Here is an 18,828-nt window from a genome sequence, read left to right on the forward strand (position 1 = left end):
ACTCGGGTGGGGTCGCCATCGATGATCATTGGGTGACGCGACGTACGGCGTTTTCCCAGCGACGGTTGATGCGGTCAATCTCCTTATCGAAATTGTCGGCGAGCAAGAGGTCGCGGATGTAGGTGCCGGTAAAGATGTCGAGGCGCGCCCGGTTCGCTACTTCGGTGAACTGAGACGAGGTGGCCTCGACTTCGATGATGTCCGGCTCATAGGACATGATTTCGGCCAACTGCGGCATGCTGGCCTCGTCGTCCATCATCGGCGGTATGAACCCGGCGGTGTGGGCGAAGTCGGACTCGGCGATCAGGAAGCGGACCCAGGCCTTGGCTGTGGTCTTGTTGTCCGAGAAGGCGCTGACGCCGTAGCCCCAGTCGTGAGAAAGCAGGGCCTTGGGCTGACCGGAGTTGTCGACCGGGATCGGCATAAAACCGATCTCTTCCTGCCAGTTATCGTTGTAGGTGCCGACCTGTGGGATGGACCAGTTGCCAAAGAACCACATGGCGAAGTCGCCGTTGGCCAGCTTGCCCTTGGACTCTTCCCAGTTGTTGGATACGTAATCGCCCTCGGTCCAGCCGTTCTCGAAAAAGACCTTCAGGAATTCAATGGCTTCGCGGTTGGGTTGGCCCTCGGCATAGGGGGCTTCGATGTCGAGCATGTCGTTGAAATGTCCGTAGTCGCCCGCCATCAGACCGGCCAGTTTGTCCCACTGTTGCATTGGCCAGCCCGCACCCATGTTGATGGCCAGCGGCACCGAACCGGTGGCTTTGATCTTGCGCGCCGCCTCATGTAATTCGTCCACGGTCTCGATCGGCACGTCGACACCGGCTTTTTCCAGTGTTGGCTTGTGATAGACCAGACCCTCGGCGGATACGCCCTGGGTATAGCCATAGTCCTGCCCGTTAACCGACCAGCGGTCTTCGAAGTAGATCTCGCCGGCCAGGCCCAGATCGTTCAGCGATTCGAAGAAATAGCTGTACTGGTCGCGCGGAATGGAATCCAGAATCATGACCACATCGCCGAAGTCCCGGCTTTGCATCCGGGGCTGCAACTGGCCCTGGTAATCGGTCAGACCGATGACCTCGACCTCGGTCACGCCCGGATATTTCGCCTTGAACGCCTCTTCCCAGCGGTCGTAGTGGCCTTGTTCGATCAGATCGGTCCGATTGGTGTAGAAGGTAATGTCACCGGATACGTCGTCGTTTTGCCAGGCCGGAGTGCCGGCCAGGACAGGCGTGGAGAGTGTGGCGCCTGTGATCAGGGTCGCCGCCAGGGCGGTCGTGCGGTTCATGATGATTCCTCTTTTTGTTGTTTGGCATCTTTCAGGGTGTCAAAACCGAGCCGTGTCACGATCCCTTGAATTCGTAACGTTACGAATTTTAGCAACAGGGCAGCGTCAGTTCGCGTTCGACATCGCCATAATCGTAACGTTACGAATTTTGGGCTGTCAATGAAAATTAGGCTTGGCCGAAGGGATAATCACTGGAAGTTTGGTTAAGCTATTGAAATAGAAGGTTATTTTAGATTATTCAATCAGCCGGACTGAGTCGATTCCAAGGGAGTTGATTGTCGAATGGCCATGAGTCTGATGCATGGCAAAGAAATCGTAACGTTGTTATTTTTGGCTGTGTATGCGTATCATGACTAGACTATCGCTATCCCGACTCGACTGGAGTGCCTCATGTCACGATCACGCAGCCTGCCTCTGGACGGGCAGTGGACCCTGTCCGACCCGACCGAACCCGGGCTTTATTACACCGCCTCCCTGCCGCTCGATGTTCACCGGATCCTGTTGGACAACGACTGTATTCCGGACCCGTTTCACCGCGACAACGAAGACGCCGTCCAATGGGTCCACGAACGTACCTGGCAACTCGAAACCGAATTCGAGGTGTCCGAGGCCGATTTGAACACCGGTAATGCCACCTTGACGATGGATTTCGTGGATACCCATGCCACCGTTGCGGTGAATGGAGAGGAGGTCGGGACCCTGGCCAACTTCTTCCGGCGTTTTTATCTGGATGTGCGGTCGGTCCTGAAGCCGGGCCGCAACCGGTTAACCGTCACCCTGCACGACAACGCCGCCCTGGGTCGAAAGCGGGCGGCCGAACAACCCTTCCCGATTCCCTACAGCGAGTCCAACAACCAGATTCCGCACATGAACCTGGTGCGCAAGACCCAGTGCGACGCGGGCTGGGACTGGGGGATCTGCTTGTTATCCGCCGGAGTCTATGTACCCCCGGTGTTGACGTTCCACGCCGGTCGTCTGCTGGAGACAGTGCGTGTCGAACAGTTCCACGAACCGGGTCGGGCGCGATTGGCGGTCACGGTGGATACCCATGGCCCTGCGGACGAGGAGGAAGTCGTCACCGTCAAGTTGACCGATGCCACCCCGGTCGAGTGCCGGTTGGCGCCGGGCCAACGGCGGAAGACGGTCGACGTGGTGGTGGACAACCCCCGGCTGTGGTGGCCCGCTGGCTACGGCGATCAGCCGCTGTACCGTTTGAGCGCTCATCTGGAGGGTCAGCGCTGGGAGCGGGATATTGGTCTGCGCTCGTTGCATTGGGACCTCAGTGCCGATGAAGCCGGCAACCGCATGTGCGTTGTCGTCAATGGCGTCGATATATTTGCCAAGGGCGCCAACTGGATTCCGGCTGACGCTTTTCCGGCCCGGCACACGCGCGAACGTTACAAGAAACTGCTCGGCGATGCGGTCGCCGCCAACATGAACATGATCCGGGTCTGGGGCGGCGGTTTCTACGAGCACGATGCCTTCTATGAGACGTGCGAACGCCTGGGTCTGCTGGTCTGGCAGGATCTGATGTTCGCCTGTTCGCTGTATCCCAGCACGCCCGCATTCATCGAGGACGTCAAGCCGGAGATCGACTGGCAGGTCCGCCGCTTGCAGGCTTACGGCTGTCTGGCGCTCTGGTGCGGCGACAACGAAGTGATCGGCGCCATCAACTGGTACGAGATCTCGCGCAATAACCGCGAGAAATATTTGGTTAACTACGATCGGTTAAACCGGGTGCTGGACGAGGGCGTTGCCGAGGCCGACCCGACGCGACGGTTCTGGCCCAGCTCGCCCTGTAACGGCGAACTGGATTTCGGCGACGCCTGGCACGACGACAACAAGGGCGACATGCACTACTGGGACGTCTGGCATTCGGGCCAATCGTTCTCGGCGTATTATGGTGTGCAACCGCGATTCTGTTCCGAATTCGGTTACCAGTCGTTTCCGTCGCTGGAGCTGGTCGAGCGGTTTACCGAACCGATGGATCGCAACGTCACCAGCCCGGTGATGGAGGTGCATCAGAAAAACCCGGCGGGCAACTCCAAGATCGTCGAGATGTTCACCCGCTACTTCCGGTTCCCGGTCGGGTTCGATCAGTTCCTCTACCTGAGTCAGGTGCAGCAGGCGGTGGCCATGAAAACGGCCATCGAATACTGGCGCAGTCTGCGACCGCATTGCATGGGCACCCTATACTGGCAGTTGAACGACAACTGGCCGGTGGCTTCGTGGAGCAGTCTGGAGTACGCCGGTGGCTGGAAGCAGATGCACTACCACGCCCGGCGTTTCTACCAGCCTGTACAGACGTTCTGGATCGGGCAGGGGCCCGAACAGCGGCTGGTTGTGGTCAACGATCGGCCCGAAGCGGTCGAGTTGGAGGGCGAGTGGTTTCTGATCGGGTTTGATGGCGAAACGCGTCAGAGCCGGCGCATACAGTTGACGGTTCCGGCGGGCGCCAGCCTGACCATCGACGAGGTCCGTTCCGAACAACCGGCCGGCGAATTCGGCTGGGTGACGGCTCGTGCCAGTGCGGCCGGGACGACCTACGACTGTGAGGCCACGGCCTATTTCGATCTGTGGAAACACCTGGAGCTGCCTCTGGCCGTGGTCACGGCCGATGTCGGCGAAGACGACCGGGGCCAGTATGTCGAACTCGCCACCGACCGACCGGCCCATTTTGTCACCCTGGGGGCGCCGGGTGCCGGGCATTGGAGCGACAACAGTGTTACTCTCTTGCCCGGCCGGAACCGACGCCTGCGCTGGCACGGCGATCGTCCGGATCGGATCGACCCGAGGGTCGATCACCTGGTGCGCAGTTATCGCTCCTGAACCGGTACCGGAACAGGGGCCAATAGGAGTCTTGTTGACGATGGCGAAAGGTGGCGGGCTGGCCGTACGGCCCCGTGCGACATTGAAAACCCTGGCGGATCATCTGGACCTGTCGGTCACCACCGTCTCACGGGCCCTGAAAGACGGCGAGGAGGTCAAGCCGGAGACCATCGCGCGCGTTAAAGAGGCGGCAGCGAAGCTGGGGTACCGGCCAAACACCTCGGGCATCGGCCTGAAAACGGGCAAGACCTACGTCATCGCCCTGATCATGCCGGTCATCAAGCCGGGTGAGATTGTCGGCGACGTCGGTACCCTGCCATTGATCGAAGGGTTGACCGCCGCGCTCGCGAATACCCCCTATCATTTGACCATCATCCCGCGTCGGCCCGAGCAGGACGACCTGGAACCGGTGAAATACGTGGTCGAACACGGTCTGGCGGACGGATTGATCCTGAACATCACCCGCAGCGAAGACGAACGGGTCAAGTACCTGAACGCCGAGGGCGTGCCGTTTGTCACTTTCGGGCGCACGGAATTGGCGATTCAGCATCCCTATTACGACATCGACAACGCCGATTTCACCCATCGGGCGGCCCAATTCATGATAGACCGTGGCCGCCGCCGGTTGATGATGCTGACACCGCCGAGGGAGTTCCTCTACAGCTGGCACCGTCAGGTGGGCTTCAAACGGGCGCTGATGGAGGCCGGTCTCGAGTTCGACGAGGAGCGGCAAATTGTCATCGAGGGTAACGCCGTCGACTACCGCGCCTTGTCCCGGTCGCTCGCCGAAGGTGACTGGACACCGGACGGCTATGTCTGCGGCACCGAGATTTCCGCCATGGGCATCATGGCCGGGCTGCACGATGCCGGCGTGCGCGTGGGCGAGGATTGCGACGTTGTGACCATGGAAACCTCGCCACTGCCCGACTATTTTCGAATACCAATAAGCGGCTTCCATCAGGACCTGCACCATGTGGGCCGGAAGCTGTGCCAACTGCTGCTCGACGCCATGGAACACCGTAAACCGGTGGAACAATTACAGGTCATTGAGACCGCTGAATTCATTAACCGAACGGATCGAACCTCATGAAATCCATTGTGTGTTTCGGCGAACTGCTGATCGATTTTCTGAACTTCAACACGGCCGAAGAGGGCGGTTTCCAGTTGCCCGAATTCCGCCAGTACCCCGGTGGCGCCCCGGCCAATGTCGCCGCCGCCGTCGGTCGCCTGGGTGGCCCGGCGAGTTTCCTGGGCCAGGTCGGAGACGACCGCTTCGGCCGCTTCCTGAAAGCATCAATGGAAGCCATGCGGGTCGATATGCGGTATCTGACCGTCCATAAAACCGCGCACACACCGTTGGCGTTCGTCTTCCTGGATGACACCGGCGAGCGCAGTTTCGAATTCCTGCGCCACCAGTCCGCCGACGTGCTGATGACCGAACAGGATCTGCCGGACGGCGCCTTCGAAAACGCCGGCCTGTTCCACTTCTGCTCCAACACCCTGACCGACGCCGACATCGCTGCCACCACCAAGGCCGCCATCGCCAAGGCGCGCGCGGCCGGTGCGGTGATCAGCTTCGACGTCAACCTGCGCCACAACCTCTGGCCGGATCATCAGGTCGACGCCGGCGCCATCCAGCGATTCCTGAAGCTGGCCGATATTGTCAAGGTTTCGCGCGAGGAAGCGGACTGGATCGAGGAGAACGGTTTCGCGCTGACCGACTGGCTCGAAACCGTCAGCGCCGTCTGGGTCACCGATGGTGGCGGTGCCATCCGCATTGTCACTCGCCAGGGTGAGCATACCGTGGAACCGCCCAAGGTTCAGGTCGTCGACACCACCGCCGGGGGCGACGCCTTTACTGGCGGTCTGCTGCAGGCGCTGAACGGCCGCGACCTGGCGAAAATGAGCGACGACGATCTGGCCGCCGCTACACGTTTTGCGGCTGCCTGTGGCGGTGTCGCCGTCAGCCGGGCCGGTGCATTGCCTTCGTTGCCGGAGTGGCAGGATGTTGAGCGCGATTGGCCCTTTTAACTGAGTGTTTTCCCCCTCCCTAGCCCTCTCCCGCTGGGGAGGGCGGGTGGTCCGACACTTCGGAGAGGGTCAATCCACAAACAGGAACCCAACCATGAACTTCCGAGACCCCGATTTCCTCATCAATCACATGCGCCAGATCCTGGGCTTCTACGACCCCATCGTCGTGGATCCCAGCGGCGGTTTCTACCAGAACTACCTCGACAACGGCGAACGGTTCGACCCCGGTTTCCGGCAACTGGTCAGCAGCACCCGGATGATCTTCAACTACGCCATGGCCGGGCGTTTTTTCAATCGTGACGACTACCTGAACAACGCCCGCCACGGCCTGGACTATCTGGAGCGTGTGCACTGGCGCGACGACCATCAACTGTATGCCTGGACCCTGCGCGATCACGAACCGGAAGACCTGACCCAACAAGCCTACGGCTACGCCTTCGTGCTGCTCGCTTACGCCGCCTGCCGCAAGGCTGGAATTCTGAACGATAACAGCGATCTTGAGCGCACCTACAACCTGCTCGAACAACGCTTCTGGCAGCCTGATCACGGCCTGTATGCCGATGAGCTGAGTGCCGACGGCACACTCAGCCCCTACCGCGGCCAGAACGCCAACATGCACCTGTGCGAAGCGATGATCGCGGCGTTCGAAGCCAGTGGAGACGCCAAATACCTCGAACGCGCCAAAGTGCTGGCCCACAACATCGCCGTGCGCCAGGCCGACCTGACCGATGGACTGATCTGGGAACACTTCACTCCCGACTTCGGCATCGACTGGGACTACAACAAGAGCGATCCTAAAAACCTCTACCGCCCCTGGGGCTTCCAACCCGGCCACCAGACCGAGTGGACCAAGTTGCTGCTGATGCTGCACCGGCACGACCCGCAAGACACCCATATCGATCGCGCCCGGCGCCTGTTCGACCGGGCCTGGGACGCGGCCTGGGACACAGAACATAGAGGGCTGGTTTACGGTTTCGATCCGCAGGGCCACTGGTGCGACGATGAGAAGTACTTCTGGGTTCAGGCCGAGAGCTTCGCCGCCGCCGCCCTGTTGCGGCAGGCTACCGAAGACAACCGATATTGGCAGCGCTACGACGACCTCTGGCAGTACAGCTGGGACCATTTCGTCGACCACCAGTACGGTGCCTGGTACCGCGTGCTGTACCGCGACAACCGTAAGGTCTCGAACGAGAAAAGTGCCGCCGGCGCCAAGTGCGACTACCACACCCTGGGCGCATGTCTTGAGGTGTTGCGGGTGCAGGGAATCGATAGCCTCTAGCGAATGAATGTTGGTCGGTTTTACAGCGGACACGGTTGCCAAAGGTGATTCTTTTTAAAATCAATCAGTTAAAGAAGTGGCCTACTAATTGCTGACCGGTTGGACGATGTCTCGGACATCGGATTGCATTTTTCTCGAATAAGGAGGCAAAAAATGCGCAAGCTATGGAAATCCGTGCTGTTGGCGGGTGGTTTGGTCAGTTTTGCGGTCGCCGGTCATGCGTCACTCATAACGATGGAAGATACGACCTACTTCACCGCAAGCGGTACCAATGCGGCGGAAGATTATGTTGATCATGGCTGGGGCGATGTCAATAAACTCGATGGAATGACCGACTATGTCAGCTGGATGCATCAATACGACTTCGACCCTCCCGCCGATTATCTGGTCAGTGGCACTTTGACCATTTATTTGGTCGATGACGAAACCGACTATTGGTATAACCCCTTCTCTTATGAGCTGGGTAGTGGATATGCCGAGGACGGTACTTGGGATTTTGGTGAGGTGGATACCAACGACTACGGTTACGGCCTGGATGTGGCGTATCTTGAGGATGGTCAGTTCAACGTCACTGTCGAATCCTGGTTTGGCGATTTTTACGTCGACAAGTCTGTACTCACAATAGATTACGTTCCGGTCCCCGAGCCGACCACGCTGCTGTTGCTGGGTTTGGGGCTGGGTGGTCTCTATTTGTCCCGACGCCGCAAAACCCTGAAAGCCTGATATCACCGCACTGTTACGATCAACAGAAGTAATCTCTTTACCGGATTTGACCGGTTGACTCAGCCCGCTTATGCGGGCTTTTTAATGTGCCGAAGGGTGTGATAGGTGTCGATTATGTCCGCTTTTACCATGGATTCGGCGATAGGTAAGCTTTAAGATGCCGATTCGGTTATATCAGTCCGCAACAGGAGAAGTACCGAGAAAGTAGTACTCCTCGTTAATAGAAGGAAATGACAATGAAAACAATGACAACCGGAATAGCACTAGTTGCCTCATTGGCACTGGTAGGCTGCAACTCAAGTGACAGCGGAAGCGGTGGTGGCGGTGGTAGCTCCAGCGTCAGTCTTAAGTCGCCGACATTCATCATTACAGAGTCGAATCGGGACTCTGTAGACAGTGTGGCCTACAGCTATGCTGGAAATGTAGATGCAACTGATCAGCTGGATGATACAACGAGCCGGGCCTTGTCATTGGGTGAGGACCAGATCAGCCGAGCGCTTCAGCCTCGCGAGATCGCAGCTCGCTTTAATGAGTCAGAAACCGAAGCCTGTTTTGATTCCGGTTCGGTGACCTACAGTGCTTCAGGCAGTGGTATCAATGAGAATACCGGTGAAATGCAATCCAGTGGTTCCATGAAGGTATCAATGGACTTCAACCAATGCAAAAGCACTTACTCATTCGATGATGGCCTGATCAGCATTTCCATGTCCTGGAGCGGATATGATGGTTATAACAGTTTTGACACTCTGTCTTTGAATATTACATTCAATGACTACACGTCCAAATCCTACTACGGTGACGGATCTCTGGATACGAGTGAATCGATTCACGGTTACATGGATATGTCCCTGGCCAATGATGAAACCAGCGCTTCGCTCGGTCTGTCCATATCCTCATCGGAGATTGATAACAAAGTTATTAATATAGAAACCACCTCACCAATCAAGCAGCGTGGCTCGGACTACCCCTACACCGGCACCATAGTCGTTACCGGTGGTGATAACACCACAGTCACCTACACTGTCGTTTCTAACGGTGTTGAGGTCAGTCTGAATGGTGGACAGGCGGAACTGATCACCTGGAGTGACATGAGCTACTATTATTAAACATCTGATAGTGCTTTAGTGCGACTCCCTCCTCCCGGGCAAGTTCATTTGGTGAGCCTGGGCGGAGGGGTTCAAATGGGAGAGGGTCGGTGAGTAATCAACATCTGGAGTCTCTGGCCAATCAGATAAAACAGGCCTGCCTGAAGGCCGCACAGGAAGGCTTCGAAGACGCTGAGCTGAGCGGTCTGTGCCGCGAGGGCTGCGTGGAAGCGGCTTTAAGTGCCATCGAGATGGTCGATATAGACCAACTGCTCGAGTCGAATTTGGAAGATACCGAGGGATCCTGATCCAGATTGTCATGAATTTGACGATAACCCGCCTATAAATATTGGAAGTGACGAAAACCCCGGTCTAGGCTGTGAGAGATGTAAAGGAAACCGGGTCGGCCCGGTCCGGACAGTCGGGGATATCAATGGTGAAACGCGTACCGCTGCACCTGCTGATCAGCCTCAGCATGGTGGCCAGTCTTCTGGTGCTGAGCGTGATACTGGTTTCGGTCAGTTATCAAAACACCAAATCCACATTGGTGGAGGCCACAGAAAGTGCGGCCGGCAATGCCGGAACGCTGTTGGACGGTCATCTCGATCGTTTGATTCAGCCGGTTCAAGCGGCTGTCCGGCAATTGCAATTTGACCCGCTCGCGACGGCCGCGCGACTCGATCAACGCATTGCCCGTCTGCCGGTTCTTGCCCAGACTCTGGATTCAAACCCGCTGTTGAGCGCTGTCTATGCCGGCTATCCGGACGGCGATTTCCTGCTGCTGCGCCATCTTCGCGCCGAGCGCGCCCGACTTCTGGTAGACGCTCCACCCGATGCCGCTTACCTGATGCAGAGTGTGGTGCGCAGCGACGGGTCGATGCAGGGCGAATGGTGGTTTCTGGGCAGTGACCTGACGATCATCGAGCGGCAGGAACGGCCCGACTACCGTTTCGATCCTCGCACCCGTCCCTGGTATCAGGAAGCCCAGCAATCGGGCGATCCTGTTCTGACGCAGCCCTACCTATTCTATACCACCGCCGAAATCGGCATCACGCTCGCTTTGAAGACGCCGTGGGGCAGTGTTCTGGGCATGGATGCGTCGGTCGAAGATCTATCGGATCAGATGTTGGAATTTCCGTTTACCGCCGGCACCCAGATCGCCTTGATCGACAGCGACCAGCAGGTGGTGGGTTATCCGGACCTGTCGCGAATCGTGGTAGAAGACGAGGGAGGCGAGCTGCGGTTGGCGCATTTGTCCGACCTCGGGTTGCCGGCTCTGGGGCGACTCGCGGGCGAGCGCATTGCCGCAAATCGCCTGGTCGACTTCGCGCTCGACGGACGTCAATGGTATGGACTGTGGGCGCCTTTGAGCGCGTTTGCCGGTGACGATTTGCGCATGATGCTGGCCATTCCCGCTGACGAACTGCTTGATGGCGCGCTCTCCTTGCTGCTGCGGCAATTGGGTTGGTCCGCGCTGATTGTGCTCGTCGCCTTGCCGTTGGGGTGGTGGATTGGTCGGCGGATCGGTCTGCCGCTGGACGCGTTGACCCAGCAGGTCACCGCGCTGGGCCGGTTCGATTTCAAGACCCGTATCGGCGTCGATTCCCGCGTGCGGGAGGTGCATGAACTGGGCGTTCAGACGGCTCGAATGGCCGCCATGATCAACAGTTTTTCGGATATCAGCCACAACCTGAATCGAGCCACCGATCTGGACCGGTTGTTGGAGCAGGTGCTCACTGGCCTGATGCGGGCTACGGAAGCGGAAACCGGTGCTGTCTACCTGTACGATGCCGATCGCCAGTGTCTGAGGCTGGCCGAACAGATCGGATTCGAGGAAGAGCCAGCCGCTACAGTGAGTGCCGAATCCGGGCAAAAGGATCAACAAACGGCTGTACGGCAGGCATTGGAGCGGCACGGTCGTTCAGTCATGGTGACTCCGTTGCGCAACCGCGAAGAACGGGTGATTGGTGTGTTGGCTCTCGGTCTTCCCGATGGTTCCGGGCAGGGTGAAGCGACATTTCGGCGGTTTGTAGACCGGTTGGCGGGATCCGTGGCTTTGGCGATTGAAACCCGGCAACTTATCCGCGACCAGAAAGCGTTGATCGAAGGCATTATCAAGGTGCTGGCCGATGCCATCGACACAAAATCTCCCTACACCGGCGGTCATTGCGACCGGGTACCGCAATTGGCGACCATCCTGCTGGACCGGGTTGAAGCGGCCCGTGAAGGCCCATTCGCCGACTACAAGCTGACCGATACCGAGCGCTATGAATTCTCGATCGCCGCCTGGCTGCACGATTGCGGCAAAGTCGTGACCCCGGAATACATCGTCGACAAGGCGACCAAGCTCGAAGTGTTGTACAACCGCATCCACGAAATCCGTATGCGATTCGAAGTGCTTTGGCGCGACGCCGAACTGGACTACTGGCAGGGGCGTGATCGGGGCGAGGACGCCGGCGGGTTGGCGCAACAACTCGATGAGACCCGGCACCAACTGCAACAGGAGTTCGCCTTCCTGGCCGAAATGAACATCGGCGGCGAGACTCTGAGCGACGACGACATCGAACGTATGCATCGCATCGGCGATCGTACCTGGATGCGGCACTTCAGCGACCGTCTGGGACTGTCGCGGGCCGAACAGCGTCAGCTGGCCCGGTTCCCGGAGCCTGAATTGCCCTGTCTTGAAACATTGCTCGACGACAAAACCGAACATCGAATTCCCTGGGAAGGCCATGTTCCGCCGGTGGAGCGGGATCATCCCGACAACCGATGGGGCTTCGACATGACGTTACCGGAACATTCCGCCAACCGGGGCGAACGGTATAACCTCTCAATCCGGCGCGGCACCCTGACCGGTGAGGAGCGTTTTCAGATCAACAACCACATCGTCGAAACCCTGAAAATGCTGACCACGTTACCGTGGCCCGAACACCTCAAGCGCGTGCCCGACATCGCCGCCAACCACCACGAACGCATGGACGGAAAGGGGTATCCAAGGCGTCTGAAAGGCGATCAAATGTCCGTCAGCGAGCGCGTCATGGCCATCGCCGACGTCTTCGAAGCCCTGACCGCCGCCGACCGGCCCTACAAACCGCCCAAAACACTGTCCGAATCGTTGAACATCATGGTGGCTATGGGCCGGGATGGGCACCTGGACCGGGATTTGCTGCAGTTGTTTATCGAATCGCGGGCTTATCGGGTGTATGCGCAGGGGTTTTTAAAGCCGGAGCAGATGGATGAGGTGGATGAACGCCGTTTGAGCCAGAGCTTATTTGAGACCACGCTCTAATAGCTGCTAGTTTGTGTAGTGCATATGCACTACTGTTCGCCGAACTGTTTCTAGACTAGTATTTTCAGTGGCACAAGCCAAAGAGATCAATACACTAGCCGGGGGGATATTCACTATGAAGGCATTAACTAATTTGCTGGCAATACTTATGTCAGCGCTATTTCTGACCGCCTGCTCGGGTGGTGGCGATTCTGACGATGACGGTGACTCTTCTGGTGGCGGCTATTCAGGAAATTCTTCAGCTGCGACCGTAGATGACTCTAATAAAGATGACGTTAGTACCGCGTCAAGGGTTGGTGTTGAAAAAGCAATTGAAAGTGAAGCAGCCCCCGGTAAAGACGCCGGTTCCGATGTACCTAATGAAGCCGTTTTTATTTTAGATCAAACCGTGGCAGCTATTGAGGGAACACAGTCTCGCTCACTGACTGTTGAGAGTCGGCAAACAGTGGATCTTTCCTCGTCTGTCTGTAATTCCGGTGGATCGGCTTACTACGAAACCGATGGTTCCTCGAACAGTTCCTATGGAACTTTCACCATTGTGTATGATAATTGCAGCTATACCTATGGTGGGGAAACAACAACTGTAGATGGTACTGCATCCTGGACCAATAACGAAGATGGGTCTTTCACGTATGTGTATGACCTTACTGTAACCTATGGTTCAGAATCCTATACTGTAACCGGGACATATTCTTGTGACTCCAACTATAACTGCACCTATGAGGATAATTTCACTCAAAATGGTGTGAGCTATAAAATATCCAATGTCAGCGTGACCAATAATGGCAGCAGTTTTGATGTTTCAGTCCGCGTTTATCACGAAGATTATGGATATGTGGATGTCGTGGGTGATGATTTGGTTGCATGTGATAATGGAGGCTTCCAAAGCGGAACAATCACTGTTTCTGACAGCACTTCAACAGATGTATTGACCGTAAGCTTTGTAAGTTGTACTGAAATGACAGTGACCTTTAACGGTTCTTCGCAAACGGTGGCTCAATAACCTTAATTTAGAGTAAAGCCCACATTATGTGGGCTTTACTCTTCCTATTATCCAGGGTTTACGATTAACCACATAAGCAGGCCAACACTTGGTTCTCTTTTCGATTAATTCGATGAAGACTCAATGTCAGTGGCTTGGTTACTAATTTTACCCCGGTGGTGACCGCCACCCTTCATTCCCTTCCCGTGAAACTCCATATACTCCATTAACGCTTCCACTTGAGTCGGCTGCAACACCGTACCCAATTGGTCTGCCAACTGCTGATGAGCCGCCGCTCTCAGGGCATCCCGCTCTTCCTGTGTCGGTCGCTGCGCGCCAGAATCGCGGCGCTCCCGCATCGCCTCGCGCTGGGCTTCGGCGAAGCTTTGCATAACCTCGATCACTTCAGTGGACTGTTCCTCGGTCAGGTTCAATTGTTTGAAAATGTATTCGAAGCGCTGACCGGGCTCGCGTGGGCCTTTGTCCCCACCGCCCCAGGCGAAGGCGCCGGTGGAACCGGCCGCGAGGGCGACTACCAGGCCGGTGGCGATCAGGGTTTTCTTGCTGGTTGCTATGGTTGATTTCATTGTGACGGTCTCCTGCGTCTTGCGTGTTTGAATGTCGGGGCTTTCCCCCTCTGGCAAGACCCAGTATCACCGCCCAATTCGCACCCAATGTGGAGCGATTGTGGAGTACGATTTATTTACAAGACAGACGGCCGCTATTCGAACTTGTACCCCGCCCCGTATACGGACCGCACGAATTCCTGATCCGGCGCCAGCTGGTTCAACTTCTTGCGCAGGTTCTTGATGTGACTGTCGATGGTCCGGTCGTTGACCAGACGTCGGTCGGGGTAGATCTCGTCCATCAACTGGTCGCGCGAGTAGATGCGGCCGGGGTGAGTCATCAGCACCTGCAGCAGTCGCATTTCGATGGCGGTCAGTTCGGTTTGTCGGTCGCCGTAGCGGACCAGGTTGTCGTTGTCCGGCAGTTCCAGTCTGGTTTCGTCTTTCGGGGACGGTGTTTGGTTCAGTTGAGTGCGCCGCAGCACGGCCTTTACCCGGGCCACCACCTCGCGCGGACTGTAGGGTTTGCAGATGTAGTCGTCCGCGCCCAATTCCAGCCCGAGCAGACGGTCGATTTCCTCTACCCGGGCCGTGGTCATGATGATGGGTGTGGCGGACGTCTTGCGGACCTCCCGGCAGATCGTCAAACCGTCGGTGCCGGGCAGCATCAGATCGAGCAGAATCAAATCCGGGTGATGATCGGTCAGCCAGGGCATGACGTCGTCGCCGTGGTGGATCAAAGCGGTCTCGAAGCCGTCGCGATGCAGATAGTCCCGCACCACCCGGGCCAGTTTGGTTTCGTCCTCGACGATCAGAATCATCGGTTTCATGCGCTTCTCCCGCTCGGAAAACGGATCTCCAGAGTCAGCCCGCCCAGCGATGAGGGTTTGGCCTCGATGTGGCCCTGGTGGGCGTCCACCACGTTGTGCACGATCGCCAGGCCCAGGCCGGATCCGCCGGTGGCTCGGTTGCGGGATCCTTCCACCCGATACAGACGTTCGAACAAGCGCGGCAGCGCCGCTTCCGGTACACCCGGAGCCGAATCCGACCAGAGAATGCGGGTGGATCGGGCGTCCTGTGTGACATCAATGTCCAGAATGCCCGGAGCCTCGGCCGAGCTGTCGGTATAGCTCAGACTATTCTGCATCAGGTTGGTGAACAACTGAATCAGCCGGTTGCGGTCCCCTTGAATGAGGGCGGGTGAATCACCGGCGTGGATCCGGACCTGGAAGCAACCCTGTTCAAGAGCGGACTGAAAATGGCCGCGCACTTCGGCGATGATGTCGTTCAGGTCAACCGCCTCCTTGCGATAGCTCAAGGCACCGGCGTCGGACAAGGACAACTCGTACAGGTCCTCCACCAGCCCTCCCAGACGTTCGATCTCCTGATGCAGCGACTGCAGCGTCTCGGCATCCGGTTGTCGGATACCGTCCTGCAGTGCTTCCAGCTCGGCGCGGAGGACGGAAATGGGCGTGCGCAATTCATGCGAGATATCCGAGATCCAGCGTTGCCGCGCACTCAGGTTCTGGGCCAGGGTGCCGGACAGAGTGTTGAAATCCCGGGCCAGATCGGCCAACTCATCACCGCCGTCCGTCGGCAGCTGAACCTCGTAGTCTCCGCTCGTCAAGCGGTGGGTCGCGGTTTTCAGCCGGCTGATGGGTCGAACCAATCGGCTGGCGAACGGAATGGCCACAGCGGCGGACAGCGCCAGCGATACCAGTGCGATCCAACGCAACTGTCGACGTTGCTGGTCGGCGAACAGCCGGTCGAACTGGGCCGTCAAGCGCAGGCTTTGCGGGACGCCGAGCTCCCCCACCACCTTGCCCTGCCACTCGATCGGTAACCAGATCATCGGGCCATTGCCCCGATCGTCGCCGAGCACATAGTGGCCACGGGCATCCTTCAACTGAATCGGCGGCGGACTAGGTGGGTCCCTGTCCCGCTCGGCTTCCGGCGGGCGGCCCCGGAGTCGGTCACCGTAAACATTCCGGTCGATAATGCGTCTCCAGCGCTCGGGCTGCTGACCGATCCACTGCCAGCCGTCCTGGTCGGCATAGGCTTCGGCAAGGCCCTCGAGCAGGGGCGCTAGCCGCCGCGACTGGACCTCATTGAGGTAGGCGGTGAAGCCTGTGCTGAAGGCGCGGTTGTTGGCGATGACGATGGCCGTGGTCAGCAGGGTATTGGCCAGGAGAATGACCAGGAAGAGCTTGTAGCGGAGTTTGATGCGCATGGTGGACGTGATGACCGGATTTGGGATCAGGATACCCGAATAATGTGCATTGAGTGTGCATTTGCGGTAAGAGGCGATATCGGCCGCGTTGGATGATCAGCCCGGGAATCATTGTCCTTGCCCGAACCTGGCCGCGGCCGATGTCGCCTTGGGCTCTTCGGCCCTACGATTGCCAGGAGTCATGTTCAGTTGTCTTTTAAGAGTGGTGATGAGATGGATCCGAGGCGATTTTTAGCGGTTTATTGGTCTGGGTTTAGATCTGTTTGGGATGGGGTACACAACCTTGTCATAGAGGCTTGCCAAGATGTTCGTTTTCTGGCAATTGTTGACCGCTTGGTCAGTGGCGATGTTTTGGTAACTGACTGAGTAAGGAAACTAAAAACTGCTAAATGCCTGGAGTAGGTGGCTGTTACCGAGTGCCGGGAGGTGGGGTTGTCCTCAGGGGATGTCCGAGGCATGGATGCCGAGGTCAAGCCCCCATGGATGGGTATTCGGCGACCCCTGAGGGCAACCCCACCTTCCGGTACGGATTCCTGGCACCTATTGCTACAAGCCACAAAGGGGAAGCTCATGAAACTGTCCGTACTGGCTACATCCGTAGCCGGTCTGGTTCTGACCGGCACCACACTGGCCGCAACCGTCGAATTGCGCGTCATGGAAACCACCGACATCCACATGCACCTCGTGGACTACGACTACTACTCCGACAGCACCAACGTCACCGTCGGCCTCGCCCGCACCGCCGCCCTCATCAACCAGGCCCGGGCCGAAGCCGCCAACTCCGTCCTCGTCGACAACGGCGACCTCATTCAGGGCAACCCGCTCGGCGACTACGTCGCCAAAGGCCGCGTCCTGCGCTTCGGCGAAACCCACCCCGCCTACAAAGCCATGAACCTGCTCGACTACGACGTCGGCAACATCGGCAACCACGAGTTCAACTACGGCCTGGATTTCCTCAACAAAGCCCTGCACGGCGCCAACTTCCCGTACATCGTCTCCAACGTCGTGGTCGACGACGGCGACGATGACCCGAGCAACGACCAACCCTACTTCCAGCCCTACCTGATCAAGGACAAAACCGTCACCGACGCCGACGGCCAACTGCACCGCCTGCGCATCGGCTACATCGGCTTCGTTCCGCCGCAAATCATGGTCTGGGACAAGGACAACCTCACCGGCCTGGTCAAGGCCACCGACATAGTCGAGACCGCCCGGCGTTATGTTCCCGAAATGAAGGCCAAGGGAGCCGACATCGTCGTCGCCATCCCGCATTCCGGCATGGTCGACTCCCGGCGTGAAGGCATGGACGAACACGCCACCCACTACCTGGCCCAAGTGGACGGCATCGATGCCATCATGTTCGGCCATTCCCACACCGTCTTCCCGGGCGACGCCGTCTTCGACGATATGGAAGGCGTGGACAACGAAAAAGGCACCGTTTTCGGTGTGCCGGCCGTCATGCCCGGTTTCTGGGGCAGCCACCTGGGCGTGGTCGATCTGACGCTCGAAGGCGACAACGGCGACTGGCGCGTGGTGGACAGCCAGACCGAAGCGCGGCCCATCTTCAAGCGGGAAGGGCGTGAAACGGTCGCCCTGGTCGAACCCGTCCAGGAGATCCTCGACGCGGTCGCCACCGAACACCAGGGCACGCTCGACTACATGGCGCAGACCGTGGGCGAGACCACGGCCAACATCAACAGCTACTTCGCCCTGGTGCAGGACGACCCGTCCATCCAGATCGTCAACAACGCCCAGACCTGGTATGTCGAACAGATTGTGCGCGGCACCGAATTCGACGACCTGCCGATCCTGTCGGCCGCGGCACCGTTCAAGGCCGGCGGTCGCGGAGGCGCCAACTACTACACCGAAGTACCGGCCGGCGACATCGCACTGAAGAACGTGGCGGATCTCTACATCTATCCGAACGACCTGAAAGTGGTGAAACTGACCGGCGCCCAGGTCATCGAGTGGCTGGAGCGCGCCGCCGGGCAGTTCAATACCATCGACCCGTCCGTCTCCGAACCGCAGCCGCTGGTGAACGAGTCCTTCCCGAGCTACAACTTCGACGTGATCGACGGGCTGAGCTACCGCATCGATGTGACGGTTCCCCCGCGTTACAACAGCGAAGGCGTCCAGGTCTCCGATCAACACCGGATCACGGACGTCCGCTATGACGGTGAACCAATCGATCCGGAGCGGGACTTCCTGGTCGCCACCAATAATTATCGGGCCGGAGGCGGCGGTTCCTTTCCGGCACTGGACGGCTCCACCATCGTGATCGATGCGCCGGATAAAAACCGCGACGTCATCGCCAACTATTTGTTGTCCCAGGGCACTTTTAATCCGTCGGCCGACGGTAACTGGCGTTTCGCCGATTGGGGTAACTCCGAAGTGGTATTCAAGACATCGCCCGATGCCGAACGACTGGCGCCGGACACTGTCACGGTGGTCCGTCAAATGGATGATGGATTCGTTCAATACCGGTTCCGGTAAGACCTTCCGCCCGGTGCGACCGCACCGGGCAAA

Annotated in this window: 14 protein-coding genes; 10 read left to right on the forward strand and 4 right to left on the reverse strand. The window is 58.1% G+C overall.

Annotated elements, in window-relative coordinates; translation table 11 throughout:
• Positions 1–25: 25 nt before the first annotated feature.
• Positions 26–1,288 carry an ABC transporter substrate-binding protein gene (locus tag IE111_RS07705; RefSeq protein ID WP_189607969.1) on the reverse strand — a complete coding sequence of 421 codons (1,263 nt, stop codon included), beginning with the start codon at positions 1,286–1,288 and terminating at the stop codon, positions 26–28.
• Positions 1,289–1,678: 390 nt separating this feature from the next.
• Here IE111_RS07705 and IE111_RS07710 point away from each other — a divergent pair, with 390 nt between their 5' ends.
• From IE111_RS07710 to IE111_RS07750, 9 genes are all read left to right on the forward strand, one after another.
• Positions 1,679–4,117: a glycoside hydrolase family 2 protein gene (locus IE111_RS07710; RefSeq protein ID WP_189607970.1), complete on the forward strand. Its 2,439-nt coding sequence runs from the start codon at positions 1,679–1,681 to the stop codon at positions 4,115–4,117.
• 40 nt (positions 4,118–4,157) lie between these two features.
• Entirely contained in the window at positions 4,158–5,207 is a 1,050-nt protein-coding gene (locus IE111_RS07715; protein WP_189608112.1) for a LacI family transcriptional regulator, read from the forward strand.
• Positions 5,204–6,148 (forward strand): carbohydrate kinase family protein, encoded by a 945-nt coding sequence (locus tag IE111_RS07720; RefSeq protein ID WP_189607971.1) that lies wholly within the window; start codon positions 5,204–5,206, stop codon positions 6,146–6,148. The genes IE111_RS07715 and IE111_RS07720 overlap by 4 nt, the downstream gene beginning before the upstream one ends.
• A 94-nt stretch (positions 6,149–6,242) precedes the next feature.
• The gene (locus IE111_RS07725; protein WP_189607972.1) at positions 6,243–7,427 is read left to right on the forward strand and encodes an AGE family epimerase/isomerase; all 1,185 of its coding nucleotides are present in this window, start codon (positions 6,243–6,245) and stop codon (positions 7,425–7,427) included.
• A 153-nt stretch (positions 7,428–7,580) separates the two neighbouring features.
• Entirely contained in the window at positions 7,581–8,150 is a 570-nt protein-coding gene (locus IE111_RS07730; RefSeq protein WP_189607973.1) for a PEP-CTERM sorting domain-containing protein, read from the forward strand.
• Between the two features lie 236 nt (positions 8,151–8,386).
• The gene (locus IE111_RS07735) at positions 8,387–9,256 is read left to right on the forward strand and encodes a hypothetical protein (RefSeq protein WP_189607974.1); all 870 of its coding nucleotides are present in this window, start codon (positions 8,387–8,389) and stop codon (positions 9,254–9,256) included.
• An 89-nt stretch (positions 9,257–9,345) separates the two neighbouring features.
• A complete protein-coding gene (locus tag IE111_RS07740; protein WP_229805279.1) occupies positions 9,346–9,543 on the forward strand; it encodes a hypothetical protein in 198 nt (65 codons plus the stop codon).
• Positions 9,544–9,668: 125 nt separating this feature from the next.
• The gene (locus tag IE111_RS07745; RefSeq protein WP_189607975.1) at positions 9,669–12,524 is read left to right on the forward strand and encodes an HD domain-containing phosphohydrolase; all 2,856 of its coding nucleotides are present in this window, start codon (positions 9,669–9,671) and stop codon (positions 12,522–12,524) included.
• A gap of 115 nt (positions 12,525–12,639) precedes the next feature.
• On the forward strand, positions 12,640–13,527 hold the full coding sequence (locus IE111_RS07750) for a hypothetical protein (protein ID WP_189607976.1): 888 nt from the start codon (positions 12,640–12,642) through the stop codon (positions 13,525–13,527).
• Positions 13,528–13,631: 104 nt separating this feature from the next.
• Here the strand turns inward: IE111_RS07750 and IE111_RS07755 are convergent, their stop codons facing one another.
• The 3 genes from IE111_RS07755 to IE111_RS07765 form a co-directional block, all read right to left on the reverse strand.
• A complete protein-coding gene (locus tag IE111_RS07755) occupies positions 13,632–14,093 on the reverse strand; it encodes a hypothetical protein (RefSeq protein ID WP_189607977.1) in 462 nt (153 codons plus the stop codon).
• Between the two features lie 134 nt (positions 14,094–14,227).
• Positions 14,228–14,902, reverse strand: coding sequence for a response regulator (locus IE111_RS07760; RefSeq protein WP_189607978.1), 675 nt, complete (start codon positions 14,900–14,902; stop codon positions 14,228–14,230).
• Positions 14,899–16,302: an ATP-binding protein gene (locus IE111_RS07765; RefSeq protein WP_189607979.1), complete on the reverse strand. Its 1,404-nt coding sequence runs from the start codon at positions 16,300–16,302 to the stop codon at positions 14,899–14,901. The genes IE111_RS07760 and IE111_RS07765 overlap by 4 nt, the downstream gene beginning before the upstream one ends.
• Positions 16,303–16,872: 570 nt before the next feature.
• On the opposite strand from IE111_RS07765, the gene IE111_RS07770 reads away from it, so the two are divergent.
• Complete coding sequence (locus IE111_RS07770) at positions 16,873–18,795, forward strand: bifunctional 2',3'-cyclic-nucleotide 2'-phosphodiesterase/3'-nucleotidase (RefSeq protein ID WP_189607980.1); 1,923 nt, start codon at positions 16,873–16,875, stop codon at positions 18,793–18,795.
• The last annotated feature ends 33 nt before the right edge of the window (positions 18,796–18,828 follow it).

Origin of the sequence: Saccharospirillum salsuginis (assembly GCF_014651855.1) — a bacterium.
GTDB classification, from domain to species: Bacteria; Pseudomonadota; Gammaproteobacteria; order Pseudomonadales; family Natronospirillaceae; genus Saccharospirillum; species Saccharospirillum salsuginis.

Excerpts from the sequence above, each read along its gene's own strand:
- IE111_RS07760 (WP_189607978.1), bottom strand. The coding sequence starts at position 14,902 with ATGAAACCGATGATTCTGATCGTCGAGGACGAAACCAAACTGGCCCGG.
- IE111_RS07720 (WP_189607971.1), top strand. The coding sequence starts at position 5,204 with ATGAAATCCATTGTGTGTTTCGGCGAACTGCTGATCGATTTTCTGAAC.
- IE111_RS07730 (WP_189607973.1), top strand. The coding sequence starts at position 7,581 with ATGCGCAAGCTATGGAAATCCGTGCTGTTGGCGGGTGGTTTGGTCAGT.
- IE111_RS07765 (WP_189607979.1), bottom strand. The coding sequence starts at position 16,302 with ATGCGCATCAAACTCCGCTACAAGCTCTTCCTGGTCATTCTCCTGGCC.
- IE111_RS07715 (WP_189608112.1), top strand. The coding sequence starts at position 4,158 with ATGGCGAAAGGTGGCGGGCTGGCCGTACGGCCCCGTGCGACATTGAAA.
- IE111_RS07725 (WP_189607972.1), top strand. The coding sequence starts at position 6,243 with ATGAACTTCCGAGACCCCGATTTCCTCATCAATCACATGCGCCAGATC.
- IE111_RS07710 (WP_189607970.1), top strand. The coding sequence starts at position 1,679 with ATGTCACGATCACGCAGCCTGCCTCTGGACGGGCAGTGGACCCTGTCC.
- IE111_RS07705 (WP_189607969.1), bottom strand. The coding sequence starts at position 1,288 with ATGAACCGCACGACCGCCCTGGCGGCGACCCTGATCACAGGCGCCACA.
- IE111_RS07770 (WP_189607980.1), top strand. The coding sequence starts at position 16,873 with ATGAAACTGTCCGTACTGGCTACATCCGTAGCCGGTCTGGTTCTGACC.
- IE111_RS07755 (WP_189607977.1), bottom strand. The coding sequence starts at position 14,093 with ATGAAATCAACCATAGCAACCAGCAAGAAAACCCTGATCGCCACCGGC.
- IE111_RS07745 (WP_189607975.1), top strand. The coding sequence starts at position 9,669 with ATGGTGAAACGCGTACCGCTGCACCTGCTGATCAGCCTCAGCATGGTG.
- IE111_RS07750 (WP_189607976.1), top strand. The coding sequence starts at position 12,640 with ATGAAGGCATTAACTAATTTGCTGGCAATACTTATGTCAGCGCTATTT.
- IE111_RS07735 (WP_189607974.1), top strand. The coding sequence starts at position 8,387 with ATGAAAACAATGACAACCGGAATAGCACTAGTTGCCTCATTGGCACTG.